Consider the following 23,900-nt stretch of genomic DNA (forward strand, 5'->3'; position numbering starts at 1 on the left):
AGATTGGATCCACAGCTAATCTTCACACATGGACGTCGCGCAGGAAGCGCACTGTACAGAACACGGACACGTAGGATTCCTGCCAGGATGGTGGGGCGAAAAGGATGTCAGGGAAACAGTCTGCAAAGCCCCGCCTCGGCGGGGTTTTCTTTTGCCTGAAGAAAAGTTGCAGAGGGCTTCAGCCCAGTACGTCCAGAGGAGAGACCCCAAGGTGCCGAGGGTCGGTTTCCTCTTCCAGCAGGGTGCGCAGCAGCTCGACCGAAGCTTGCTGGCGCTGTGCGTCGCGGAACACCAGGCCAATCTTGAGCGGCACGCGCGGCTCACTCAGTGGCTTCCACAGCAGTTCCTGATCGTCTTCGACCACTTCCTTGGCGCGGCCCGGCAGCACGGTTGCCAGCGAAGTGTGGCCGAGGCTGTCGAGAATCCCGCCCATGTTGTTCATTTCTGCCTGTACCTGTGGCCGCCGGCCCAGGTTGGCCAATTGCGTCTGCCAGATCTGGCGCACCTGAAACTCTTCGCCGAGCAGCAACATGGGCAGCTCGGCAGCCTGCTTGAGCGAGACTTTCTTGAATTCACGCAATGGATGAGTGTTGGGGATGACCAGTTGCAGTTCATCTTCGTACAGCAGCAAGCCGTGTAAGCCAGGTTGGCGTGGCGGCAGATAGCTGATGCCGATGTCCAGGCTGCCATTGAGCAGGCGCCGCTCGATCTCCAGGCCCGACAGTTCGTAAATCTGCACCACCAGGTGCGGCTGTGCCTTGCGCACCTTATCGAGCAACTGCGGCACCAGGCTCGGACGTACCGTTTGCAGGACGCCAATGGCCAGGGTGCGCAGTGACTGCCCTTTGAAGTTGCGCAGCGCCTCGCGGGCCCGCTGCATGCCGTCGAGCAGGGGCAAGGCATGGTTGTACAGCGTGTGCGCGGCGAGGGTCGGCAGCAGGCGCTTGTTGCCACGCTCGAACAGGCTGACATCCAGGCTATGTTCAAGCTGGCGAATCTGCTGTGAGAGCGCCGGTTGCGACAACGACAGGCGCTCGGCCGCCCGGCCCACATGGCCTTCTTCATAGACCGCGACGAAATAACGCAGTTGGCGAAAATCCATAAGTAATACTTATCAAAAATGCTCGAAAAACCAAATGGCTGTTAGCCGCCGATGCGCCTAGTCTATCCCGTATTCACAAGGCTTGCAGGGCCACGAGGCGGGATGAAAACTGTGTATCTCGATATTGTTTACATAGGATTGGCAAAAGGGTTGAAAACATGAATCTGTTCAGTTTTCGCCGCCCGACGCCCGTAGTAGCTGAACGCAAACCGGTAACGGTTACCGAGGCGCCTCGTGACACACTGTCTCGCGAGTACCTGATGCCTGCCACCGAGCGCGCGCCGCAGGTGTTCGTACGCGGTCAAGGCTCCTGGCTTTGGGACAATCAAGGCCACGCCTATCTCGATTTCACTCAGGGCTGCGCAGTCAATAGCCTCGGTCATAGCCCAAGCGTACTGGTCAAAGCCTTAAGCGGTCAGGCCCAGGCGCTGATCAACCCGGGTGCCGGTTTTCATAACCGTGGCTTGCTGAAACTGGTCAACCTGCTGTGCCAGAGCTCCGACAGTGACCAGGCTTACCTGCTCAACAGCGGCGCCGAGGCCTGCGAAGGAGCGATCAAGCTGGCGCGCAAGTGGGGGCAACTGCATCGCAATGGCGCCTATCACATCATCACCGCCAGCCAGAGTTGTCATGGGCGTAGCCTGGGCGCGCTGTCGGCGTCAGATCCGTCGCCCTGCAATCGCTGCGAGCCTGGCCTGCCAGGTTTCAGCAAGGTGCCGTTCAATGACCTGGAAGCCCTGCACGCGGCTGTTGATTCGCGCACCGTGGCGATCATGCTTGAACCGATCCAGGGCGAAGCCGGGGTAATTCCGGCGACCGCCGCGTACCTCAAGGGTGTCGAGCGCCTGTGCCGTGAGCTGGGCATCCTGTTGATTCTGGATGAAGTACAGACCGGTGTGGGCCGCTGCGGTGCCTTGCTAGCCGAGCAAACCTACGACGTGCGCGCCGACATCATCACCTTGGGCAAGGGCTTGGGCGGAGGTGTGCCGCTGGCCGCCTTGCTTGCGCGGGGCAGCGCCTGCTGTGCCGAAGCCGGTGAGCTGGAAGGCAGCCATCACGGCAATGCACTGATGAGTGCAGCGGGCCTGGCAGTGCTGGAGACCGTGCTGGAGCCGGGTTTCTTCGAGCACGTGCAGGATTCCGGACGCCACTTGCGTGACGGCCTGAGCCGCCTGGCCGGTCGTTATGCTCAGGGTGAGGTGCGTGGTCAGGGCCTGCTGTGGGCACTGCAACTGAGCGAAGACAACGCTGGCGAACTGGTCAAGGCCGCGCTGCAGGAAGGCTTGCTGCTGAACGCCCCGCAACCCGATGTACTGCGCTTGTCGCCCGCCCTGACAGTGAGCAAGGGCAACATTGATGAAATGCTTCTGCGCTTGGCGCGGGCTTTTGCCCGGGTGCATTCGGCGCAGCAACACCAGCGTCGTGAAGCCACGGCCTGAGCCCCTCGAATTTTCTGAACCGTCTAGCGTTCCTGCGCATCGCCCTGGGCCTGTAGTTTTTGGCCCGGGGCGTTTTTTTATCGGTTGAACCCTGAGCCAGCGCTACAGTCTGTTCTAGTACATCACTAAAGGGAGCTGCTTCAATGGACTTTATCCGCATCATCATCGCCATTCTCTTGCCACCGCTTGGCGTGTTCCTGCAGGTCGGCTTTGGCGGTGCGTTCTGGCTCAATATCTTGCTGACGTTGCTGGGGTACATTCCGGGCATCGTGCATGCGGTGTATATCATCGCCAAGCGCTAGGTTTTGGTGATCCTGTAGGAGCGGGCTTGCCCCGCGATCTCGATCTGTCAGTCACATTGCATCGCGGGGCAAGCCCGCTCCTACCGGGTGAGTACCCGCTGATAGAACCGCCATTCCTCTTCCAGCGCATGGGCCAGGTTGGCCGCCGTGCGAAAGCCATGACGCTCCGAAGGGTAGAAGTGCCCTTCAGCCTGAATACCATTGGCCTTGAGCGCTGCCAGCATCGAGCGGGTCTGTTCAGGTACGACCACCGCATCCAGTTCACCCTGAAAGAAAATCACCGGCACCTTGATGCCTGAGGCATGAAGCAAGGGCGTGCGCTGCTGATAGCGCTCGGCATCGGCCAGCGGATCACCGATCAGCCAGTCCAGGTAGTCGCCTTCGAACTTGTGCGTAGCCCGGGCCAGCGCTTGTGGATCGCTGACCCCATAGAGGCTGGCACCGGCGCGAAACACATCATGGAAGGCCAGGGCGCACAGCGTGGTGTAGCCACCGGCGCTGCCGCCGCGGATGAACGCCTGGCGCGGGTCGATCAGGCAGCGCTGGGCCAGGTGCTCAACCACCGCGCAGGCATCCTCGACATCAATTTCTCCCCAACGCAGGTGCAGGGCCTGGCGATACGCCCGACCGTAGCCGGTACTGCCGCGGTAGTTGAGGTCGGCGACCGCGAAGCCGCGTTGCGTCCAATACTGGATACGCAGGTCGAGCGCCGGGTAGCAGGCCGACGTCGGCCCGCCATGGACGAAGACGATCAGCGGTGGGCGTTGGCTGCCGTTCATGGCCGGGTAGAAAAAACCGTGAGCGGTGCCGTCACCGCTGGGGTAACTCAGTGGTTGCGGGCGGCTGATGCATTCGGCCGGCAGCGGCGAGGTGCCGCCGGCCAGCACTTGCACATGATGGTCCGCGCGGTTGATGGCAATCACCGCAGGCGGGCGGGTGGGCGATGCAGCAATGGCATAGAACCTGTGTTGATCCAGATCCAGGCAGCGCAAGCGGCTGTACTCGGTTTCTACCGCTTGCAGTGAGCCGTCAGCCTGACACAGGCCAAGGCGATTGAAGCCGCCTTCGAACCAGGTCGCCAGGTACTGTTGTTGATCCAGCGGTAACCAGGTGCAGGCACCCAGTTGCCACGGCGCTGCAGCGTGATCGGCATGGGGGGCCGCAAGTGCACGCCAGCCTTGGTCTGTTTCCCCCCACGGCTGCCAGAAACCGTTGCGGTCAGACAGGCAGTACAAGCGACCCTGTTCATCAAAGCGTGGCTGCTGCAGCGATTGCGCCGGGCCTTGCTGGCCTGCGACGCAAAACGCCTCGCCCCAACCGCCGTCTTCCATCCGCTCACAGCACAGCAGCCTGCTCGCCGTCCAGGGTTGTTCGGGGCGACTCCATTCGATCCAGGCCAGGCGCGTGCCATCAGCGCTCAGGGTCGGCGAAGCATAGAAGTCGGCCCCTTCGGCGAGCACTTCTCGCTGCTGTGCGCTGATGGCCACCAGACGATGTTCAACCCTTTCAGCGCCATGGGTTTCTTCCACCGCCAAAACCTGGCCTGCCGCCCAGCGTAGATCGCCGTAACGGCGTGTGCCTTGGGTCAAGGGCTGGGGCGCACCGCCTTGCAGGTCCTGGCTGTAGAGCTGCTGATCGGCCTCGTTGACGAACACCAGGCCGTTGTCGCTCAGGCAGAAGCTGCCACCGCCGTACTCGTAGACCCGGCTGCGCACGCTGAAGCCATCCGGGGTCAGACAATGCGCCTGGCCATCACGCCAGTGCCAGATCCGACAGGCGCCATCACGCGGGCGGAATTCATTCCAGAACAAGCCCTGAGGACCGACCCGCAATTCGGCAAAGTCGGTGCCAGCGGCTACAGCCTGCTCGGCGCTGAAGCGCTCAGCCACGGGCGATGACACGGGAATTTCGCTCATTGCGGAAGGTTAACTCGTCGATGTTCAACTGGGCGTGCTCGGCTTCTTCGCGGGCTTTGAGGATGATGCCGTGGTCGGCTGACTTGGCGCACACCGGGTCGGCATTGCTGGCATCACCGGTGAGCATAAAAGCCTGACAGCGACAGCCGCCAAAGTCCTTTTCTTTCTCGTCACAGGAGCGGCACGGCTCGGGCATCCAGTCGTAGCCGCGAAAGCGGTTGAAGCCGAACGAGTCGTACCAGATGTGCTGCATGCTGTGCTCGCGCACGTTGGGAAACTGCACCGGTAGCTGGCGAGCACCGTGACACGGCAACGCGGTACCGTCTGGCGTCACTGTGAGGAACACGCTGCCCCAGCCGTTCATGCAGCCTTTGGGGCGTTCTTCGTAGTAGTCCGGGGTGACGAAAATCAGCTTGCACGGATTACCGGCAGCCTTGAGCCGCTCGCGGTACTCGTTGGTGATGCGCTCGGCGCGCTCCAGCTGGGCACGGGTCGGTAGCAAGCCGACGCGGTTCAACTGTGCCCAACCATAGAACTGGCAGGTGGCCAATTCGACGAAGTCGGCATCCAGGGCGATGCACAGCTCGATGATGCGGTCGATCTTGTCGATGTTGTGCCGGTGGGTGACGAAGTTCAGCACCATCGGATAGCCGTGGGCTTTGACCGCGCGGGCCATTTCGAGCTTTTGCGCGAAAGCTTTTTTCGAGCCGGCCAGCAGGTTGTTGACCTGCTCGTCGCTGGCCTGAAAGCTGATCTGGATGTGGTCCAGGCCGGCCGCTTTGAACGCCGCAATTTTTGCTTCGGTCAAACCGATGCCGGAGGTGATCAGGTTGGTGTAGTACCCCAGGCGTCGGCCTTCGCCGATCAGCTCGGCGAGGTCCTGGCGCACCAGCGGTTCGCCACCGGAAAAGCCCAACTGCGCCGCGCCCATTTCGCGGGCTTCGGCCATGACCTTGAACCACTGTTCGGTGGTCAACTCCTGGCCCTGGGCTGCAAAGTCCAGAGGGTTGGAGCAGTAGGGGCATTGCAGTGGGCAACGGTAGGTCAGCTCGGCGAGCAGCCAGAGCGGCAAGCCGACCTCCGGTTTGGCCGGCACTTCACTCAAGGACGATCCAGTGTTCGGCACGGGCGACCTCCATGAATTGCTCGATGTCATCAGCAAGCTCGGCTACACCGGGGAATTGCTGGTCCAGCACGGTGATGATTGCCGCCACATCACGCTGGCCATCGATCAGCCCGCCGATCAGCGCGGCGCTCTCGTTGAGCTTGATCATGCCCTCGGGGTACAGCAGCACATGGGCCTTTTGCGCGGGCTCGTACTGGAAGCGATAACCCGCTCGCCATTTCGGGATGTGTGCGCGATCAAAACTCATAAGGCGATACCTTTGTGCCAGACCCGTTCGCTGGTGACACTGTGATAGGGCGGTCGGTTCAGTTCATAGGCCATGCTCATGGCATCGAGCATGCTCCAGAGGATGTCCAGTTTGAACTGCAGGATCTCCAGCATGCGTTGCTGGGCCTCTACTGTAGTGTAGTGCTGCAGGGTGATCGCCAGCCCGTGTTCAACATCACGCCGGGCCTGGCCCAGGCGCGTGCGAAAGTACTGGTAGCCGGCCGGATCGATCCACGGGTAGTGCTGCGGCCAGCTGTCCAGGCGCGACTGGTGAATCTGCGGGGCGAACAGTTCGGTCAGTGAACTGCTGGCCGCTTCCTGCCAACTGGCGCGCCGTGCAAAGTTGACGTAGGCATCGACTGCAAAGCGAACGCCGGGCAGCACCAGCTCCTGCGAGCGCAGTTGCTCAGGGTCCAGGCCAACCGCCTGGCCCAGACGCAGCCAGGCTTCGATACCACCGTCTTCACCGGGGGCGCCGTCATGGTCGAGCAGGCGCTGAATCCACTCGCGGCGCACCTCGCGGTCCGGGCAATTGGCGAGGATCGCGGCATCCTTGAGCGGAATGTTCACCTGATAGTAGAAGCGGTTGGCTACCCAGCCCTGAATCTGCTCGCGGCTGGCGCGGCCTTCATACATCGCCACATGGTAGGGGTGATGGATGTGGTAGTAAGCGCCTTTGGCGCGCAGGGCCTGTTCGAATTCGGCGGGAGACAGTGCTTTGGCGTCGCTCATGTTGGCTCCTAGAGAGTGATGCTCATACCGTCGAAGGCCACTTCGACGCCGCGGCGATCCAGTTCAGCGCGTTCGGCTGAATCTTCATCGAGGATCGGGTTGGTGTTGTTGATGTGGATAAGTACCTTGCGTTGCCTCGGGAAACCTTCCAGCACCTCCAGCATGCCGCCGGGGCCGTTCTGTGCCAGGTGGCCCATCTCGCGTCCGGTGCGCGTGCCAACCCCACGGCGCTGCATTTCATCGTCGTCCCAGAGGGTGCCGTCGACCAGCAGGCAGTCGGCGTCGGCCATCATCTGCAGCAGGTTTTCATCGACCTGACCAAGGCCCGGGGCATAGAAGAGTTTGCCGCCCGTGCGCAGGTCTTGGACCATCAGCCCGAGGTTGTCGCCTGGGTGTGGATCGAAGCGGTGCGGTGAATAGGGCGGGGCAGCGCTGCGCAACGGGAACGGGGTGAAGCGCAGGTTCGGGCAGGCCTCAATCACAAAGCTGCCCTGCAGCTTGATGCGGTTCCACTGAAGGCCGCCATTCCAGTGGCTGAGCATGTTGAACAGCGGAAAGCCGCTGCTCAGGTCTTGATGGACCATCTCGGTGCACCAGACTTGATGGGGGCAGCCCTCGCGCAAACTCAACAGGCCGGTGGTGTGATCGATCTGGCTGTCGAGCAGGATGATTGCGTTGATACCGCTGTCGCGCAGGGCGCGCGCCGGTTGCATGGGGGCGAAGCCTTGCAGTTGCGCGCGGATATCGGGCGAGGCATTGCACAACACCCAGTGGACGCCGTCGTCGGAGAGGGCAATCGATGACTGGGTACGCGCCGATGCGCGCAAGGTGCCGTCACGAAAGCCTTTGCAGTTCTCGCAGTTGCAGTTCCACTGCGGGAATCCACCACCGGCGGCGGAACCTAGAATCTGGATGTACATGGCCTCTCCTGCCGCGTCTTGAAACAAAAACGCCCCGGCTGACCGAGGCGTTGGCACGCAAGCGAACTCAGCGGCTTGCGAAATACATGGTCACTTCAAAACCGATACGCAGGTCAGTGTAAGCAGGTTTGGTCCACATGGGATTACTCCTTCCGGATAGGTCTGGGGTTGGACATCTACTTATTTAGTTCACCCTCGTCAGGAGGGGCTCTAAAAGCAAAGATTGCGCTATCTTACTAAAAATTGCAGTGCTGAAAGGTTAAATCTGCGATAAACGTCGTTACATTTTTGACAAGAATGACTCGCTTACCCAGCCGCCAGTGTCTGGGGCGGGGCCATTGGCCAGACAAATCCAGCCTTGCCTGGCGTGCAACAGATCGTCGGCACATCGGCGCAGCTTCTGCTCATCTACGCCGAGAATAGCTGCCTTCAGCTCCGTCAGCCGGGCTCGCTCGCGGCCAGCCAGCTGGGCCTGCCAGGCCCATTCGGCGACGTCGGCATTGCTCATGACCGCTTCGTCCATCTGGTCGGCGAGGGCCAGACGGGCTTCGGGGTTACACCTCAGGGTAGACGCTAGGGGCGCAAGAAACTCATGGATATGGCTGAGGATCTGTTCGTGGCTGGCGTTCGCTGACTGTACGCCGAACAGCAAGCCGCTACAGCCCTGTAGCTGACGGAAGGCGCTGAACACGGCGTAGCCCAATTGCAGCTCAACCCGCAGGCGTTGGTAGAACGGCCCCTGAAGGTGTTGTGCCAACAAGCGGCCGCAGGCCTCGTCAGCGGCAGCTAGCGGGCAGAACAGCAGCAGAGCCTGCTCACTGGCGCGGGGCGCGAGCACTTTCCAGCGACGAACCGCCTCTAGCGACAGCGGTCGATGACTGCCTGGGTGTCCGGGAACCTGTTGCAGAGCCGCATTGAGCGCGTGTTGCAAACGCGGCTCGAAACCGCTCGCCATCGCTTGCCACTGGGCCTGCGCCCACAAGCGCTGCAGATCGTTTTCGTTCAACTGGCCGTTGGGCAAGGTTGGCTGTTTGTGGCTGAACAGGTGCTCGGGCAGCAGGCGCAGCAAGACCCGAATCGGCATGTTCTCGGGCTCGCCCATAGGCTCGCTGGCCCAGTCGGCTGCACTTGGGTGTTGCAATACCATCAGCGCTTGCTGGACCACCGAGACGACAGTGTCGGGAATGCCTGCGCAACGCAGTTGCCAGAACGCGTCGCTGGTGTCCAATTGCACGCTGACGCCAGCCTTGAGTGCACGCTCTTTCAACGAGTGCAGCGCTCGATTGACCACCGGCCAGAGTCGATCCTGCAGCGCCGCCGAGACCTGCCAGCGGATGTAGACGACCCCGTGCTGGCGCGCAGGGGGTAGCAACGGGCTCACGGTCAGGCCGGCCGGCAGCGGGTGTGTGCCGGTGTCGGGGAACTGTACGTTGAGCAATGGCTCCGGGGCCGGTAAATACCAGGGCTCAGTGCCTGGCGCTGAGCTGTCTTGCAGCAGTGCGTTGAGCACGCTGTTCAGCGCTTGCTCAGCTTGCTTGTCCATACCTGTAAATGGCCGGGCCGCGCTGTCACGGCAGGCCAGCTCCAGGGCGCTCGCAGTCTGCGCGCGACTCCGCTGCAAGCGCGCGTACTCCTGGTTCAGCGAAGTGCGGTCGGCGTCGCGGAAAAACCGCAACCAATCTTGCAGCAGCTCCTCTACCGGGGCGGCCACCGCAGCATCATTGAGCCTCAGCCGGGTATGCAGCAAAGTCTGCCCGGCAAAGCTGTACAGAGGGGCGCTGTCGATTGCATGCAACCAGCCACGCTGGCGCAGCGTCGCTACCAGTCCGCCGGGGCGTGCATCGGTGAGCCAGGTGCAGAGGTAGTCGATGGCCTGATCCAGGCCTGGTGGTTGTTGCTCAATGACGTGAAGCAGATCCAGTTGCTGGCCGCTCAATCGTGGCGCCAGTCTGCTGTCGGCAAGTTTTACCGGCGCTGAGCGCTCGATCTGCTCGGCACTGGCGAGACGGCTTGCAGCACTGCGTGCCAGCGCTTGAAGTTGCTCAAGGCTTTGCGGACCGCATAGGCTCAAGATCATTTGTCCTGCCTGGTAGTAACGCTGGTGATAGCCCGATAACGCTGCCTGAAAGGCCGGGCTGTGCACCGGCAGACTGTAGCGATTGCCGGCCTGGAAACTGTGCAACGGGTGTTCATTGGAGACGCTCTGAAGCAGCGCGAACTGAGCCTGAGCTTGTGGGTTACGAGACCAGGCGATGAACTCGGCATGGATCACTTCACGCTCGCGCAGTTGTTGCTGCAGATCGAAACACGGGTGAGCGAGCATGTCGCACAAACGCTCAAGACTACCTGCAAACGCCGCTTGCGGGACTTCGAAGAAGTAATCGGTGCTGCGCTCGCGGGTACTGGCATTGACCTGTCCGCCGTGACGCTGCACGTAACGCATCAGGCCATCGTCGACCGGAAAGCGTTGGGTGCCGAGGAACAACAGGTGTTCGAGAAAGTGCGCGAGCCCAGGGTAGGCGCGTGGGGCGTCATGACTGCCGGCCTGCACCCGCACTGCGGCAGCACAGCGCTTTAGCTGCGGGGCGTGGCGCAGGATGACCTGCAGGCCGTTGTCGAGGGTGAGGTGTTGCACAGAGCTAGGCATGACGGTTCCGTTGCAGCGCGAACCGTCATGCTAGCGGATTATCCGCGCTCCCGTGGATCGCCATACAGCTCGGGGCGCAGGTCGTGCAGATAAGGCGTGTTGGCGCGCCCTTCGTGAACCCGCTGCAGTTCCAGATCCGCTTGCAACAAGGCGCTGTCACGACCGGCCATGGCCAGGAGGCTGCCGTCTGGCCCGACGATACTGCTTTGCCCGCAATAGTGAATCTCGTCTTCGCTGCCGCAATAGTTGGCGTAGGCCAGATAGCACTGGTTTTCATAGGCACGGGCGCGCACGGTTACCTGGCAAACGAAGTCGTAGGGCACCATGTTGGCGGTCGGCACCAGAATCAGTTCGGCACCGGCCAGCGCCAGGCGCCGGGCATTTTCCGGAAACTCGATGTCGTAGCAGATCAACAAGCCCAAACGCCAACCGTTCAACTCCACCACTGGAAAGTGATCAGGCCCGGGGCTGAACATCGCCCGGTCGAGACCGCCGAACAGGTGGGTTTTGCGGTAGTTGCACAGGCTGCTGCCGTGGGCGTCGATCAGTTGCACGGCATTGTAGATGCGCCCGTCCTCGGCCAGTTCTGGGTAGCCGTAGGCAATGGCGATACGGTTGCTCTGGGCGATCTCTACCACGGCCATGGCCGACGGCCCGTCTTCGGCCTCGGCCAGGCGCGCCACGGCTTCGCTGCCGATGTTGTAGCCGGTCAGAAACATCTCCGGGCACACCAGCAACTCGACGCCACGTGCTGCCGCCAGCTGCGCCTGTTGGTGCAGGCGCTCAAGGTTGCCGGGTACATCCAGAGGTTGTGGAGCACCTTGATACAGCGCGATGCGCATGGCGTTTCTCCCGTCAGTCGGCCAGTGCGATCGGTCCGATTTCATTGAACACATCGCCAGGGCCTGGGTTGTCCGGATGGGTATGTCCTCCGAAGTGAGTCATGATACCCCACACCGCATTGAGCGAGGTTTGTACCGCGCCCTCGACCCACGCCGGGGTCCAGGACACGTCGTCACCGGCGATGAAAATACCGCGCTGTTCGGCAGGCATGTCCTGCTGCATGAAATGCGCGTACATGCGCTGGTTGTAACGGTAATGGCCGGGCAGGGCACCTTTGAAGGCCCCGAGGAAATGCGGATCGGCTTCCCACGACACGGTGATTGGATCGCCGATGATGTGGCCGGCGATGTCCACTTTCGGGTAGATCTTCTTCAACGCATCGAGCGCCAGCTTCACGCGTTTTTCCACTGGGTGCGGGAGCATCTTCAGGGCATCGCTCATCCATGAGTAGGACAGGCAGATGACCCCCGGTTTATCGTCGCCGTTATCGAACAGGTAGGTGCCGCGGGTCAGGCGGTCGGTCAGCGTCATGCTCATCAGGTCGCGGCCAGTTTCCGGGTCTTTGTCTTTCCAGAAGGGGCGATCGACCATGACGAAGGTCTTCGATGACTGCATGTAGCGGGTGCGGTCCAGGGCCATCCACATCTTCTGCGAGAACAGCGATTCTTCGCATTCGATCTGGGTGGTCAGCAGCCAGCTCTGGCACGTGGTGAGCACTGCCGCGTAATGGCGTGTGTCACCCCAGTTGTCAGTGACGGCCAGGCTGCCATCAGCGTTGCGGGCGATGCTTTTCACCCCCGGGCGCGGCGCGCCACGGTGCAGCGAGCTGAGGCTGGTGCCTGCCGGCCAGTGCGCGCAACGTTCAGGCACGTGGCGCCAGATGCCCAGGGGTACCTGCTCGACGCCGCCTACTACCAAGTGCTGATGGTCGTCGCAGTTGGTCATGACCACGCGGAAGATTTCCAGCATCGAGTTGGGGAAGTCTGAATCCCAGCCACCAGTGCCGAAGCCGACCTGACCGAACACTTCGCGGTGCAGGAAGCTGAGCTTGGCAAACGCCTTGGAGGTGGCGACAAAGTCGTAAAAGGTGCGGTCGTCCCAGAGCGGCACCAAGGTGTTCCACAGCGCTTTCAGGCGGGGTACGTCGCGATCACGAATCGCCTGCTGGATATCGCCAAAGCGGGCGCCGTCTTCCAGAGCGTCGGCCCAGGCATCGGCAACCTCCTGGAACAGCTTGGGCAGGTCGGAGAGCTTTTCGGCGTAATGGGTCTGGCCTTCCAGATCGATTACCGTACTGCCGGATGCCGGAGTCAGCGGGTTGGGGAACGGTTTGGTCTGCAGGCCGAGTTTGTCGACGTAGTGATAGAACGCCGTGGACGACACCGGAAAACGCATACCGCCGAGTTCGGCGATGATGCCATCGGTGCCCTCGAAGGTTTGCGAACGCAGGCGACCGCCCATTTTCGAGGCTTCGTACACCACTGGCTTAAGGCCCAGCTTCATCAGCTCGTAGGCCGCCACCAGCCCTGCGATGCCGGCACCGACAATCGCGACCTCTTCGCCGTGACGCTCAGCGGGAATACTGCCCAGGCCTGCGGGATGTTCGATCCAGTCGTCAAAGGCGAAGGGAAAATCCGGGCCGAAGATGGTGACAGGTTTCTTGCCGTCGGCGGGGTGGCGATTGTTCTTGTTCATAGATGACCTTGCCAGGGCTGCGCAGGATGCGGAGCTTGAGTATAGGAGCTGCTGGCGGTCAGTTTAGAGGGTGGTGGTTACGTAATTAAGAAGCAATGTGTCGTCGATATGCGCTGTTTTCAGTCGTTATGACTTACCAATAGATCATATCGACGAAATCGGTAGGAGCGGGCTTGCCCCGCGATTGCGGTTCACCAGACATATTGCAATCGCGGGGCAAGCCCGCTCCTACCCGCGGTCTACTTTGCTGCTGAGGATGATCGAAGTGGTGGTCTTCTCCACGCCATCGACACTGCCAATCTGGTCGAGCAGTTGATCCAGTTGCTCCGGCGAGTCGCTGCGTAACCAAGCCACATAATCGAACTCACCACTTACCGCACAAAGTTGCTGCACCTGTCCCATGGCGCTGAGGCGACGCACCACTTCCTTGCCTGAACGTGGTTGTACCTTGATCCCGACATACGCCTGCAAACCACCATCGACTAAACGCTGACCCAGGCGCACACCGTAGCCACTGATGACTTTGGTTTTTTCCAGGCGAGCCAGGCGCGAAGTTACCGTGGTGCGGGCAATACCCAGTTGCCGGGCGAGGGTGGCAACGCTTTCGCGGGCATTGATTTGCAGCAGCGAGATCAGCTGGCGATCGATATCGTCAAGGGTGACGGGGCGGCTGTCGGACATGGAAACTCTCTGGCGAAGGCCACATAGCATGATGATGGAATGAGGGTAATAGCCTATCGACTCCACCCGCCGTTGAGCAAGGTAACAGGCTGCGCTATTTGAGCTTCGGATGGAGCTGAAACAGCCCGCATTAAACAATTTTTTTTGCCTGTTTGAACAATCAGCTAAGATCCGCGGCCGCGCGTTAGCGGTATCTCAGGATTAGTTGGTGGTTCAAGGATTGTGTGGTGAGTAAGATCAAGTTTGATGTAGATGCTGTGTACTGTATTTCGCTTAAAGAACGCACCGACAGGCGTGAGTTGTTCAGACAGACCTTAGGGAATTTGCTCGAAAACCAAGTGATATTCCACGTTGTCGAGCGAAACGAAGACCCGGTCAAAGGTTGCTACGAGTCGCATCAGGCCTTGGCAAAAGTCGCTCTGGCTCAAGGCCTGGAGCGAGTTCTGATTTTTGAAGATGACGTCAAACCCTACGAATTGAAGGCAACGCCGATTCGCTGGATCAATCGCTTTATCCGTACGCGTCGTTTTGAGGCCTTGCATTTGGGTTACAGCATGGGGAGAACCTGGTTGACCTGGTTTCCATTCATTGCTCGTGGCCGGGTTGTGGCGCTGCATGCCTATATTCTGTCGCGCGATGGTTGCCAGATATTGGCCGACTCCTCATACAACGGAACACCTGTAGACGTTGTATTTAAAAAGCGCATAAAACAACACTGCGTGTTCCCGATGCTGTTTCGCCAACATGCTGCGTCAGCGACCGGCAGTGATATCGAAAGCGTGGTCAGGAATGAAGACGAGTGGTGGGAGCACAATTGGAATCGGCACCGTCGATCTCCCCTCAAGAACTTCTGGAGAACGATGTTTCGGCTGAATTTCTAAGAATTGCCTACCCGTTGAATCGGTCTGTGGCCTAATCAGGGCGTGGTTCAACGGATGGTTTTCTACAGGCACGAAAAAGCCGCGCAATGCGCGGCTTTTTTGTTTGGTGGGCCCACACGGACTCGAACCGTGGACCAAAGGATTATGAGTCCTCTGCTCTAACCGACTGAGCTATAGGCCCCAGTGGTCGCGGATTATAACGAGGGTTTCCTTGCGGTGCTATCCGAAAAGTCTGAAACAGTTGTATTCAAAAATGAATCAGCAAAGGCTTCGGCGGGCAGCGGCAGGCTGACGATGTAGCCTTGAATCTGTTCACAGCCTTCGGCAGCGAGGAATTGCTGTTGCGGCTGGTTCTCGACGCCTTCGGCAATGATGGTCAGTTGCATGCTGCGCCCCAGGGCAATGATCGCGCGGGCAATGGCGGCATCGTGGGGGTCGTCCGGAAGGCCGCGAATGAACGACTGGTCGATCTTGAGGATGTCCAAAGGCAACCGCTTGAGGTAGCTCAGGGATGAGTAGCCGGTACCAAAGTCGTCGATAGCCAGTTGCACGCCCAGGTGCTTGAGCTGATGGAGCACGGCCAGGGATTCTTCGGCCTGGCTCATGATGAAGTTCTCGGTGATTTCCAGCTGCAGGTCACCGGCGTTGAGTTGGTGCGTCTTGAGCAGGTACTCAATGCGTTTGATCAAGCCGGGCTGACGCAATTGGGCGCCAGCGAGGTTGACCGATAGCGGGCCGAAGGCCTGGTAGTGTTTTTTCCACGCCTGCATTTGCCGGCAGGCATGTTCAAGCACCCAGTCGCCCAGCTGCAATATCATGCCGTTCTCTTCGGCCAGGGCGATGAAGTGTTCCGGAGGTACCTCACCGAACATCGGGTGGGTCCAGCGTATCAGGGCTTCGGCGCCTACCAGCGTCTGGGTTTTCAGGCTGAGTTTGGGTTGGAAATTCAGGCTCAGTTCATCGCGCTCGATGGCCCGGCGCAATTCGTGCTCCAAGGCAATCCGCTCGCTGGCTTGAGCGGTGAGGTCACGGGTGTAGGACTCAACGCGGTTACGCCCCTTGGCTTTGGAGCGATACATGGCCGCGTCGGCATTTCGGATCAGCGAGGCAACATCGCTGCCGTCTTGCGGGTACAGGCTTGTGCCAATACTGGCGCTGGTGAAAAACTCATGCTCCCCGGCCTGGAACGGGGCGGCGAAGCACGCCAGTAGTTTGTTGGCAATCAGGCTGGCGTCACTGGGTTGGTGCAGGCCAGGCAATAGAATGATGAACTCATCACCGCCCAGGCGCGCGACGGTGTCGATATCGCGCACCTGTTCCTTCAAGCGCTGGGCAATGCCTTTGAGCAACAGGTCGCCGACCGGATGGCCAAGGCTGTCGTTGATGTGTTTGAAGCGATCAAGGTCCAGAAACAGCACCGCTCCCTGGCGCTTGGAGCTTTGCGCGCAGGTGAGGGCGGCTTGCAGGCGGCTCTCGAACAGGGTGCGGTTGGGCAGGCCGGTGAGTGGGTCGTGGTGTGCCTGATAGTCGAGTTTCGCCTGCGCATGTTTGAGGCTGGAGATATCGGCAAACACAGCCACGAAGTGGGTGATCAAACGCTCGCTGTTGCGTACGGCGCTGATGGTCAGCCAGCTGGGGTACAGCTCGCCGTTTTTGCGTCGGTTATAAATTTCGCCTTGCCAGTGCCCTTCGGCATTCAGTTGGTGCCACATGGCGACATAAAAGGCGCTGTCGTGCTGGCCGGAGGCAAGTAGGCGCGGCGTTTGTCCGAGGGCTTCGAATTCGCTGTAGCCGGTGATCTCGCTGAAGGCGCGGTTGACGGCACTGATGCGCTGTTCGGTGTCGGTGATCAACACGCCTTCGGCGGTGTTCTCGAACACGGTGGCCGCCAGTTGCAGCTTTTCCTGCATCAGATGGCGCTCGGTAATGTCACGGGCGATGGTCAACATGCAGTCCACTCCGGCAATCGGCAAGGGCCGGGCAGACAGCTCACAGAGGCGTATCTGGCCGTCGCTGCGGCGGATATGGCAACTAAAGTCGCGCACGAAGCCGTCGCGTTGCAGCATATCCAGCAAGCGTCGGCGTTCGTTGAGGTTCACCCAGATGCCCAGATCCAGGGTGGTGTGATCCAGTGACATGTGGCTGTCAAAGCCGGTCAGGCGGCAAAAGCCTTCGTTGACTTCAATCAGCAAGCCATCACTCTGACGTGAGAGCAGCAGGCCGTCGGGCGAGGCGTGGAACGCTTTGGCAAATTTCTGTTCCGAGAGGCGCAGGGCCTCTTCGGCGTTCTTGGTTTCGCTGATGTCGATCATCAGGCCACGCATTACCGGCTTATGGCCGTGCTCGATCAGGCTGACGATGTCTCGCACCCACAGGCTGCGGCCGTCGGCGCGGATCACCCGATAATCGAGGCTGTGGTCGCGCCCGGCAGCGGTTTCGCTGTCGCAGAAGGCCTGGGCCCACTGTGCGTCGTCAGGATGGATGATGCTGCGCCAGAAGCCTGGGCGCAGCCATTCGCTCTGTGGATAACCGAGCAAGTCTTCAGCATGCGGTGAAACGTAGCTGTAGGTGAAGTCATTGGCATCAGCTTCCCAAGCGATCGCCGACAGGCTTTCGACCAGGCCACGGTAATGGTATTCGCTGCTGCGCAGTTCCTGCTCAAGGGCGATGCGGCGGGAAATCTCTGAGCTCAGGCGCCTGTTGATGCGCACCATTGCCGCCAGTATGGCGACCAGAATCAGGATGCCGGGCAGTCCATAGAGCAGCAGGTCGTACCACAGGGTGCGGTGATCCAGGACCTTGCCGACCCAGCGCTCCTGGATATTGCTGATGTCACCGGCGCTCATGTCGGCCATGACCTTGTCGATAATGCCGACCAGGATTTTCTGCTCGCGTGGCACGGCCATCGCCAGTTGATAGCGATAAGGGGTTTCGCCGCTGACATACAGCCCTTCAAGCTTGAGCTGGCGCAGGCTCCAGATGCTGGAGGCGAGGTCGCCGACCACCGCGTCGACTTCATCGGTGGCCAGCGCCTGCAGAGCTGAGCTGACGTTGGGCAGTGGCACCAGGTTGAGGTCGGGGTGGTGAGTACGCAGCAGTTCATGCGGCGCGTAGTTTTCGACAACGGCAATCTTCAGCCCGTAGAGCTCTTTGAGTGCCCGCGGCTGCGCCCCGCCTTCATGGGCGAGGATGACAATCGGGAAGTCCAGATAGGGGCGGGTGAAGGCCAGAAAACCCTGGCGCTCGGGGGTCGACATGATGCCTGGGAGCAGGTCCAGCTTGTTCTGTTGCGCCTGTTCAAGCACAGCGGTCCAGCTGGTCGGCTCCACGGGTTTGAACACCACGCCCAGTCGTTCTTGAATTACAGCAATGTAGTCGGCAGCCAATCCCTGGTAGCGGCCGTCCTGGTCACGGTATTCGAAGGGTGGCCAGGACGCATCGACGCCCAGGCGCAGCTGCGGATGCGCGCTGAGCCAGGCTTGTTCTTCTTTGGTCAGGGTCAAGGCGCCGGCCGTTGCGCTCCAAAATAGCTGGACGAGCAACAGGAGGGCCGGCAATTTGGGCATAGCGGCCTCGTTACACAGGTGGACTGCTTCGAGTGTAGACGGGCATTTCTGCGGTGGGGTAGTGGCGAAAGGCTTAAAGTTTGCCGCGCACAAAAGAAAAACCCCGGCCTGGGCCGGGGTTTGTCATCACTCGTCGAGGAAGGAGCGCAGATGCTCGCTTCGCGTCGGGTGGCGCAGCTTGCGCAGCGCTTTGGCTTCAATCTGACGGATCCGCTCACGGGTCACGTCGAACTGCTTGCCGACCTCTTCGAGGGTGTGATCGGTGTTCATATCGATACCGAAACGCATGCGCAGCACTTTGGCTTCGCGTGCGGTCAGACCGGAGAGCACATCACGGGTCGCTTCCTTGAGGCTTTCGACCGTGGCCACGTCGATTGGCGATTGCATGGTCGAGTCTTCGATGAAGTCGCCCAGATGCGAATCTTCGTCGTCACCGATCGGGGTTTCCATGGAGATCGGCTCTTTGGCGATCTTCAATACCTTGCGGATTTTGTCCTCAGGCATTTCCATGCGTTCGCCCAGCTCTTCCGGCGTCGGTTCACGACCCATTTCCTGCAGCATCTGCCGGGAAATACGGTTGAGCTTGTTGATCGTCTCGATCATGTGCACCGGAATACGGATGGTGCGTGCCTGGTCAGCGATCGAACGGGTGATCGCCTGGCGAATCCACCAGGTGGCGTAGGTCGAGAACTTGTAACCGCGACGGTATTCGAACTTGTCCACCGCCTTCATCAGGCCGATGTTGCCTTCCTGGATCAGGTCGAGGAACTGCAGGCCACGGTTGGTGTACTTCTTGGCGATCGAGATCACCAGACGCAGGTTGGCCTCAACCATTTCTTTCTTGGCACGACGAGCCTTGGCTTCACCGATCGACATGCGACGGTTGATGTCCTTGATCTCGGCGATGGTCAGGCCGGTTTCGCTTTCGAGGTCGATCAGCTTCTGCTGGCAGGCCACGATGGCGTCGCTTTTCTCACCCAGGGCCGCAGCCCACTTGGTGCTGCGCTTGGCCAGGTCGCTGGCCCAGGTCTGGTCGATTTCGTTGCTTGGGAACAAGCGCAGGAAATCGGCACGCGGCATGCGGGCGTCACGGACGCACAGTTGCATGATGGCGCGTTCTTGCTGACGCAGACGGTCCAGGGCGCTACGAACGCGCTCTACCAGTACTTCGAACTGCTTGGGTACCAGCTTGATCGGCATGAACAGCTCGGCCAGCTCAAGCATCGCCTGCAGGCTGTCCTTGTGCTGACGGCCGTTCTTCTTCAGGACTTTGAGGGTAGCGTTCAGTTGCTCCTGAACGGCACCGAAGCGCTGGCGAGCAACTTCAGGATCAGGACCGCTTTCGGTCTCTTCCTCTTCGTCACTGCCTTCTTTCTCTTCGTCTTCGTCGTCGTCAGCTTCTTCCTTGGCCGGCGCTTTCGGATCGACCGGCGGCGGTACTTCGGCCGGAGGGGCGATGCCGTCATCCGGGTCGATGTAGCCACTGAGAACGTCGGACAGGCGGCCGCCTTCGGCAGTTACCCGGTCGTATTCGCTGAGAATGTATTCGACAGTACCCGGGAAGTGAGCGATGGCGCCCATGACTTCGCGGATACCTTCTTCGATACGCTTGGCGATTTCGATCTCGCCTTCGCGGGTCAGCAGCTCGACGGTACCCATTTCACGCATGTACATGCGCACTGGGTCAGTCGTGCGACCGATATCGGTTTCCACAGCCGCCAACGCAGCGGCAGCTTCTTCAGCGGCGGCTTCGTCGGTGTCGGCTTCGGCCAACAAAAGGGCATCCGCATCCGGAGCACTCTCGAATACGTTGATCCCCATGTCGTTGATCATGCGGATGATGTCTTCCACCTGCTCCGGATCTGAAATATCCTCTGGCAGGTGGTCGTTGACCTCCGCGTAAGTCAGGTAGCCCTGCTCACGACCGCGGGTGATCAACTCTTTGATGCGAGACTGCTGTTGCGCTTTTCCGGACATAACACCCTATCCACTGAAGGTCTTGGCGGGCAAAAAACAAGCCGAGGATTATACCCGAGCTAGGACCTCACGCGCCAGTTGAGGTCGGGGTTTGTGCGGGAACATTCCTGCTGAGCAGGTCGCGCAGCTGATTTTTTTCCTCTGCGCTCAACTCGCTTTGACGTGCTTTTCTGAGCAAATGTTCCAGGCTTCGCTCGCGTTGGCGAGCTGACAAGCTAGTTATAGTGTCGAAAAACTGTTGTTCAAGGTTGTCGGCATCGATCAACCATTCCTTTTCTGCCAATGCCCGCAGCAAGCGGCCTTGCTCGGTGCCGTGCCAGCGCGCAATCAGCTGTAGTGAGCGTAGCTCAGGATTCTTTTGCAAGGCTTCGAGCAGCGCCACCAGCAGCTGGGCGTAGACGTGTTCTTCGGCCGCAAAGTGGCCGGCGTCTTCAACCTTTTTGGCCAACTGCGGGTGGTGCAGCAAGGTGCGCAGGGCGCTCAAGGTCGGGGGTTCCACCGAGGTCGGTACACGCGGTGGTGCGTCCTGGCGCTGACCGTTGCGCTCCCATGGCTTGCCCTTTTTGTCCCACGGCTTGCCGTCCCATTTCTTCTTGCCGCCCTTGTTCGGCGTCCACTGCTGTTGCGGTGGCGTGTACTCGGGCTGGTGAAAATCGCCGTAGTCAGGGGTGTAGTCGGGAAGGGCGTCGTAGTCGATGCCTGGGTCGTAAGCGGGCGGCGCCTCGGGGGCGGTGCTGTGGCTGAGTTGCTCCACTTGCTGATTGTCGAGCCCGGTGATTTCTTTGAGGCGATTGCGCATCAGAGCGCGAAGGTTGGCGCCCGGAACTTTTTCGATCAACGGTGCTGCCAGGGTGGCCATGTGCGCTTTGCCTTCCAGCGAGCGCGGGTCGGCTTCCTCGGTCAACTGCTGGAAAAAGTAGTCGGCCAGGGGCTGGGCATGCTGATTGATGCGGGCACGGAAGGCATCGGTGCCTTCGGCACGGATCAGGGTATCCGGGTCTTCACCCTCGGGGAGAAACAGGAAGCGGGCTTTGCGGCCATCCTGCAGGCTCGACAGGGTGGCTTCCAGGGCGCGCCAGGCGGCGTTGCGGCCTGCCTGGTCGCCGTCGAAGCAGAACAAGACGCTGGGAACCACTCGGAACAGGCGCTTGAGGTGTTCTTCGCTGGTGGCTGTGCCCAGCGTTGCCACGGCATTGCGCAGGCCTTGCTGGGCCAGGGCAATGACGTCCATATAGCCTTCAACCACGATGATTTCATCGAGGTTGCGGTTGAACTTGCGTGCCTCGTACAGCCCGTAGAGCTCCTGCCCCTTATGGAATACCGGCGTCTCCGGCGAGTTCAGGTACTTGGGCTTGTCGTCGCCAAGCACTCGGCCACCGAAAGCAATGACCCGGCCGCGGCTGTCACGGATCGGAAACATCACCCGGTCGCGGAAGCGATCGTAGCGTTTGCCTGATTCGGCATTTTCGATCAGCAGGCCGGCATCGATCATGGCCTTCTGTTGCAGGGTGTCACTGCTCAAATGCTTGAACAGGTTGTCCCAGCCGGGTGGGGCATAGCCCAGGCCGAAATCGCGGGCGATTTCTCCGGACAGGCCGCGGCCTTTGAGGTACTCCACGGCCGAGCGACGGGTGGGGTGGCCTTTGAGCGCCTGGCGATAAAACTCGGCGGCCGCTTCCAGCAAGGGATAGAGCGGGGAGTCGGTAGGCTGTCGGGGCTTTTGCCCGCGCCCGCCTTCTTCGCGCGGAACCTCCATGCCAGCAGCTTTGGCCAGTTCCTCGACCGCCTGGGGGAAGTCCAGGTTGTCGTGGTCCATGATGAAGCCAAGGGCATTGCCGCCGGCGCCGCAGCCGAAGCAGTAGTAGAACTGCTTGTCGGGGCTGACGCTGAAAGACGGCGTTTTTTCCTTGTGGAACGGGCAGCAGGCGGTGAGGTTTTTGCCGGCCTTTTTCAGTTGCACGCGCGAACTCACCACATCGACGATGTCGGTACGGTTGAGGAGGTCGTCAATGAAACTTTGGGGGATCAACCCGGCCATGGCACTCTCGTCATCAGGCGATAAACAAGTGTAATCGCTAACGCTGCGGGAACGGCTGCGCGTTCGAGCGGTATCGAATGGCGTAACACAAAATTCGGAAAGAAGTGCTCGTCTGTAGCCGGTGAGGGCTCGTCAGTAATGACGTGCACAGCTGGCGTTGCGGCCAGTTCTGACGATTCAGGCAGGTTGTCCGCATTGCCAGGCAATGGGACGCCTCGGGCACAAAGGCCTGAGGATAAAACAACTGCTGCCGGCAGCCCGGCTTTGGGCCGGGCGAGGCAGAAGCTTGCGACGAGCGTCTGTATTAGTACAGACGAACGGCGCGGCGCTGTTCGCGCTGAACTTTCTTGGCGTGACGTTTAACAGCGGCTGCTGCTTTGCGCTTACGCTCAGAAGTCGGCTTCTCGTAAAATTCGCGGCTACGAACTTCAGCCAGAACACCGGCTTTTTCGCAGGAGCGCTTGAAACGACGCAGAGCTACGTCGAAGGGTTCGTTCTCTTTAACTTTGACGGCTGGCATCCAGAGCTACCTTCATTCATTACCGGGGGTCAACGAACTCGTGGCAAAAATGTGCACTGGAGAACGTCGGTTTTTAAGGGTTGCGGATGTTAACCCTTAGCCAGCCGGAATGCAAAGCCTCTGATCGAAAACCGCTGGTCGGCATCGGGAGTGAGGACTATCATGCGCGCCTTCGAATTCAGCCTCAACAAGGCGCAGACCCATGCTAGTACTGGGATTGGAAACATCCTGCGACGAAACCGGCGTCGCATTATACGACAGTGAACGTGGTCTTTTGGCTGACGCACTGTTCAGTCAGATCGACCTGCATCGCGCCTATGGCGGTGTGGTGCCGGAGCTGGCCTCGCGTGATCACGTCAAGCGCATGCTGCCGCTGATCAAGCAAGTGCTGGCCGAGGCCGACTGCGTAGCTACCGAAATCGACGCCATTGCCTACACCGCCGGCCCTGGGCTGGTCGGTGCCCTGCTGGTAGGGGCTTCCTGTGCGCAGGCACTGGCGTTTGCCTGGGGCATTCCGGCGCTGGGCGTTCACCACATGGAAGGCCATCTGCTTGCGCCGATGCTGGAGGAGCAGCCGCCTGAGTTCCCGTTCGTCGCCTTGCTGGTATCCGGTGGCCACACCCAGTTGGTGCGCGTGGACGGCATCGGCCGCTACGAACTGTTGGGCGAAACACTCGACGATGCAGCCGGCGAAGCGTTCGACAAGACTGCCAAGTTGATGGGATTGAATTACCCCGGTGGCCCGGAAATCGCTCGCCTGGCGACTCAGGGGGTGCCTGGGCGTTTCGTATTCCCGCGGCCGATGACCGACCGTCCTGGCCTTGAGTTCAGCTTCAGCGGCCTGAAAACCTTTGCCTTGAATACCTGGCAGCAGTGCCAGCGTACTGGCGACGACGGTGAGCAAACCCGTTGCGACGTGGCGCTGGCGTTCCAGCAGGCGGTGGTGGAGACTCTGACCATCAAGTGCAAGCGTGCCTTGAAGCAAACCGGTCTCAAGCGCCTGGTGATCGCCGGTGGCGTGAGTGCCAACAAGGCGCTTCGCACTTCATTGGAGGAGATGCTCGCGGGCATCAAGGGCAATGTGTATTACGCCCGGCCGCAGTTCTGCACTGACAACGGTGCCATGATTGCCTACGCAGGTTGCCAGCGACTGGCGGCGGGGCAGCAGGAAAGCCTGGCGATCAGCGTGCAGGCGCGCTGGCCGATGGAGCAATTGGCGCCGTTGTAATGAGCGGTGCTCATGCACAA

19 protein-coding genes and 1 tRNA gene are annotated in these 23,900 nt (G+C 60.4%); 4 read left to right on the forward strand and 16 right to left on the reverse strand.

Going from position 1 to position 23,900, the window contains the following annotated elements:
- Positions 1 to 178: 178 nt before the first annotated feature.
- Positions 179 to 1,102, reverse strand: a complete 924-nt coding sequence (locus ACVWSC_RS01935; protein WP_442111735.1) for a LysR family transcriptional regulator — start codon at positions 1,100 to 1,102, stop codon at positions 179 to 181.
- A 158-nt stretch (positions 1,103 to 1,260) separates the two neighbouring features.
- Here ACVWSC_RS01935 and ACVWSC_RS01940 point away from each other — a divergent pair, with 158 nt between their 5' ends.
- Together ACVWSC_RS01940 and ACVWSC_RS01945 are read left to right on the forward strand one after the other, a co-directional pair.
- The gene (locus ACVWSC_RS01940) at positions 1,261 to 2,541 is read left to right on the forward strand and encodes an aspartate aminotransferase family protein (RefSeq protein ID WP_442111736.1); all 1,281 of its coding nucleotides are present in this window, start codon (positions 1,261 to 1,263) and stop codon (positions 2,539 to 2,541) included.
- Between the two features lie 143 nt (positions 2,542 to 2,684).
- Positions 2,685 to 2,843, forward strand: a complete 159-nt coding sequence (locus tag ACVWSC_RS01945; RefSeq protein ID WP_003177654.1) for a YqaE/Pmp3 family membrane protein — start codon at positions 2,685 to 2,687, stop codon at positions 2,841 to 2,843.
- Between the two features lie 80 nt (positions 2,844 to 2,923).
- On the opposite strand, the gene ACVWSC_RS01950 is transcribed toward ACVWSC_RS01945, so the two are convergent.
- The 10 genes from ACVWSC_RS01950 to ACVWSC_RS01995 form a co-directional block, all read right to left on the reverse strand.
- Entirely contained in the window at positions 2,924 to 4,759 is a 1,836-nt protein-coding gene (locus ACVWSC_RS01950) for a S9 family peptidase (protein ID WP_442111738.1), read from the reverse strand.
- Positions 4,725 to 5,885 carry a pyrroloquinoline quinone biosynthesis protein PqqE gene (gene pqqE / locus ACVWSC_RS01955; protein WP_442111740.1) on the reverse strand — a complete coding sequence of 387 codons (1,161 nt, stop codon included), beginning with the start codon at positions 5,883 to 5,885 and terminating at the stop codon, positions 4,725 to 4,727. The genes ACVWSC_RS01950 and pqqE overlap by 35 nt, the downstream gene beginning before the upstream one ends.
- Entirely contained in the window at positions 5,857 to 6,132 is a 276-nt protein-coding gene (gene pqqD, locus ACVWSC_RS01960; protein ID WP_442111742.1) for a pyrroloquinoline quinone biosynthesis peptide chaperone PqqD, read from the reverse strand. The genes pqqE and pqqD overlap by 29 nt, the downstream gene beginning before the upstream one ends.
- On the reverse strand, positions 6,129 to 6,884 hold the full coding sequence (gene pqqC / locus ACVWSC_RS01965) for a pyrroloquinoline-quinone synthase PqqC (protein WP_442111744.1): 756 nt from the start codon (positions 6,882 to 6,884) through the stop codon (positions 6,129 to 6,131). The genes pqqD and pqqC overlap by 4 nt, the downstream gene beginning before the upstream one ends.
- Before the next feature lie 8 nt (positions 6,885 to 6,892).
- Positions 6,893 to 7,804, reverse strand: coding sequence for a pyrroloquinoline quinone biosynthesis protein PqqB (gene pqqB, locus ACVWSC_RS01970; RefSeq protein WP_442111745.1), 912 nt, complete (start codon positions 7,802 to 7,804; stop codon positions 6,893 to 6,895).
- A 67-nt stretch (positions 7,805 to 7,871) separates the two neighbouring features.
- Positions 7,872 to 7,943, reverse strand: coding sequence for a pyrroloquinoline quinone precursor peptide PqqA (gene pqqA, locus ACVWSC_RS01975; RefSeq protein WP_008365141.1), 72 nt, complete (start codon positions 7,941 to 7,943; stop codon positions 7,872 to 7,874).
- 141 nt (positions 7,944 to 8,084) lie between these two features.
- Positions 8,085 to 10,451, reverse strand: coding sequence for a pyrroloquinoline quinone biosynthesis protein PqqF (pqqF, locus tag ACVWSC_RS01980; protein ID WP_442111747.1), 2,367 nt, complete (start codon positions 10,449 to 10,451; stop codon positions 8,085 to 8,087).
- Between the two features lie 38 nt (positions 10,452 to 10,489).
- Positions 10,490 to 11,293 (reverse strand): carbon-nitrogen hydrolase family protein, encoded by an 804-nt coding sequence (locus ACVWSC_RS01985; protein ID WP_442111749.1) that lies wholly within the window; start codon positions 11,291 to 11,293, stop codon positions 10,490 to 10,492.
- 13 nt (positions 11,294 to 11,306) lie between these two features.
- On the reverse strand, positions 11,307 to 12,989 hold the full coding sequence (locus ACVWSC_RS01990) for a flavin monoamine oxidase family protein (RefSeq protein ID WP_442111751.1): 1,683 nt from the start codon (positions 12,987 to 12,989) through the stop codon (positions 11,307 to 11,309).
- A gap of 228 nt (positions 12,990 to 13,217) precedes the next feature.
- Positions 13,218 to 13,670, reverse strand: a complete 453-nt coding sequence (locus ACVWSC_RS01995; RefSeq protein WP_442111753.1) for an Lrp/AsnC family transcriptional regulator — start codon at positions 13,668 to 13,670, stop codon at positions 13,218 to 13,220.
- A 227-nt stretch (positions 13,671 to 13,897) separates the two neighbouring features.
- Between ACVWSC_RS01995 and ACVWSC_RS02000 the strand changes: the two genes are divergently transcribed.
- A complete protein-coding gene (locus ACVWSC_RS02000) occupies positions 13,898 to 14,551 on the forward strand; it encodes a hypothetical protein (protein WP_442111755.1) in 654 nt (217 codons plus the stop codon).
- Positions 14,552 to 14,655: 104 nt separating this feature from the next.
- Here ACVWSC_RS02000 and ACVWSC_RS02005 read toward each other — a convergent pair.
- The 5 genes from ACVWSC_RS02005 to rpsU all read right to left on the reverse strand — a co-directional run bounded on the left by ACVWSC_RS02005 (position 14,656) and on the right by rpsU (position 22,652).
- Positions 14,656 to 14,732: transfer RNA gene (locus ACVWSC_RS02005), tRNA-Ile, on the reverse strand.
- 13 nt (positions 14,733 to 14,745) lie between these two features.
- Entirely contained in the window at positions 14,746 to 18,117 is a 3,372-nt protein-coding gene (locus tag ACVWSC_RS02010; protein ID WP_476461721.1) for a bifunctional diguanylate cyclase/phosphodiesterase, read from the reverse strand.
- A 126-nt stretch (positions 18,118 to 18,243) separates the two neighbouring features.
- On the reverse strand, positions 18,244 to 20,094 hold the full coding sequence (gene rpoD, locus ACVWSC_RS02015; protein ID WP_442111759.1) for an RNA polymerase sigma factor RpoD: 1,851 nt from the start codon (positions 20,092 to 20,094) through the stop codon (positions 18,244 to 18,246).
- Positions 20,095 to 20,161: 67 nt separating this feature from the next.
- Entirely contained in the window at positions 20,162 to 22,132 is a 1,971-nt protein-coding gene (dnaG, locus tag ACVWSC_RS02020; RefSeq protein ID WP_442111761.1) for a DNA primase, read from the reverse strand.
- Positions 22,133 to 22,436: 304 nt separating this feature from the next.
- Entirely contained in the window at positions 22,437 to 22,652 is a 216-nt protein-coding gene (rpsU, locus tag ACVWSC_RS02025; protein WP_002551877.1) for a 30S ribosomal protein S21, read from the reverse strand.
- 202 nt (positions 22,653 to 22,854) lie between these two features.
- Here rpsU and tsaD point away from each other — a divergent pair, with 202 nt between their 5' ends.
- Positions 22,855 to 23,880: a tRNA (adenosine(37)-N6)-threonylcarbamoyltransferase complex transferase subunit TsaD gene (gene tsaD / locus ACVWSC_RS02030; RefSeq protein ID WP_442111763.1), complete on the forward strand. Its 1,026-nt coding sequence runs from the start codon at positions 22,855 to 22,857 to the stop codon at positions 23,878 to 23,880.
- Positions 23,881 to 23,900 lie beyond the last annotated feature (20 nt).

This window comes from Pseudomonas sp. NUPR-002 (assembly GCF_056322725.1).

What these genes read in the sequence shown, in the direction of transcription:
- ACVWSC_RS01935 (WP_442111735.1), bottom strand. Translation starts at nt 1,102, where the DNA reads ATGGATTTTCGCCAACTGCGTTATTTCGTCGCGGTCTATGAAGAAGGC.
- ACVWSC_RS01940 (WP_442111736.1), top strand. Translation starts at nt 1,261, where the DNA reads ATGAATCTGTTCAGTTTTCGCCGCCCGACGCCCGTAGTAGCTGAACGC.
- ACVWSC_RS01945 (WP_003177654.1), top strand. Translation starts at nt 2,685, where the DNA reads ATGGACTTTATCCGCATCATCATCGCCATTCTCTTGCCACCGCTTGGC.
- ACVWSC_RS01950 (WP_442111738.1), bottom strand. Translation starts at nt 4,759, where the DNA reads ATGAGCGAAATTCCCGTGTCATCGCCCGTGGCTGAGCGCTTCAGCGCC.
- pqqD (WP_442111742.1), bottom strand. Translation starts at nt 6,132, where the DNA reads ATGAGTTTTGATCGCGCACACATCCCGAAATGGCGAGCGGGTTATCGC.
- pqqC (WP_442111744.1), bottom strand. Translation starts at nt 6,884, where the DNA reads ATGAGCGACGCCAAAGCACTGTCTCCCGCCGAATTCGAACAGGCCCTG.
- pqqB (WP_442111745.1), bottom strand. Translation starts at nt 7,804, where the DNA reads ATGTACATCCAGATTCTAGGTTCCGCCGCCGGTGGTGGATTCCCGCAG.
- pqqF (WP_442111747.1), bottom strand. Translation starts at nt 10,451, where the DNA reads ATGCCTAGCTCTGTGCAACACCTCACCCTCGACAACGGCCTGCAGGTC.
- ACVWSC_RS01985 (WP_442111749.1), bottom strand. Translation starts at nt 11,293, where the DNA reads ATGCGCATCGCGCTGTATCAAGGTGCTCCACAACCTCTGGATGTACCC.
- ACVWSC_RS01990 (WP_442111751.1), bottom strand. Translation starts at nt 12,989, where the DNA reads ATGAACAAGAACAATCGCCACCCCGCCGACGGCAAGAAACCTGTCACC.
- ACVWSC_RS01995 (WP_442111753.1), bottom strand. Translation starts at nt 13,670, where the DNA reads ATGTCCGACAGCCGCCCCGTCACCCTTGACGATATCGATCGCCAGCTG.
- ACVWSC_RS02010 (WP_476461721.1), bottom strand. Translation starts at nt 18,117, where the DNA reads ATGCCCAAATTGCCGGCCCTCCTGTTGCTCGTCCAGCTATTTTGGAGC.
- rpoD (WP_442111759.1), bottom strand. Translation starts at nt 20,094, where the DNA reads ATGTCCGGAAAAGCGCAACAGCAGTCTCGCATCAAAGAGTTGATCACC.
- dnaG (WP_442111761.1), bottom strand. Translation starts at nt 22,132, where the DNA reads ATGGCCGGGTTGATCCCCCAAAGTTTCATTGACGACCTCCTCAACCGT.
- rpsU (WP_002551877.1), bottom strand. Translation starts at nt 22,652, where the DNA reads ATGCCAGCCGTCAAAGTTAAAGAGAACGAACCCTTCGACGTAGCTCTG.
- tsaD (WP_442111763.1), top strand. Translation starts at nt 22,855, where the DNA reads ATGCTAGTACTGGGATTGGAAACATCCTGCGACGAAACCGGCGTCGCA.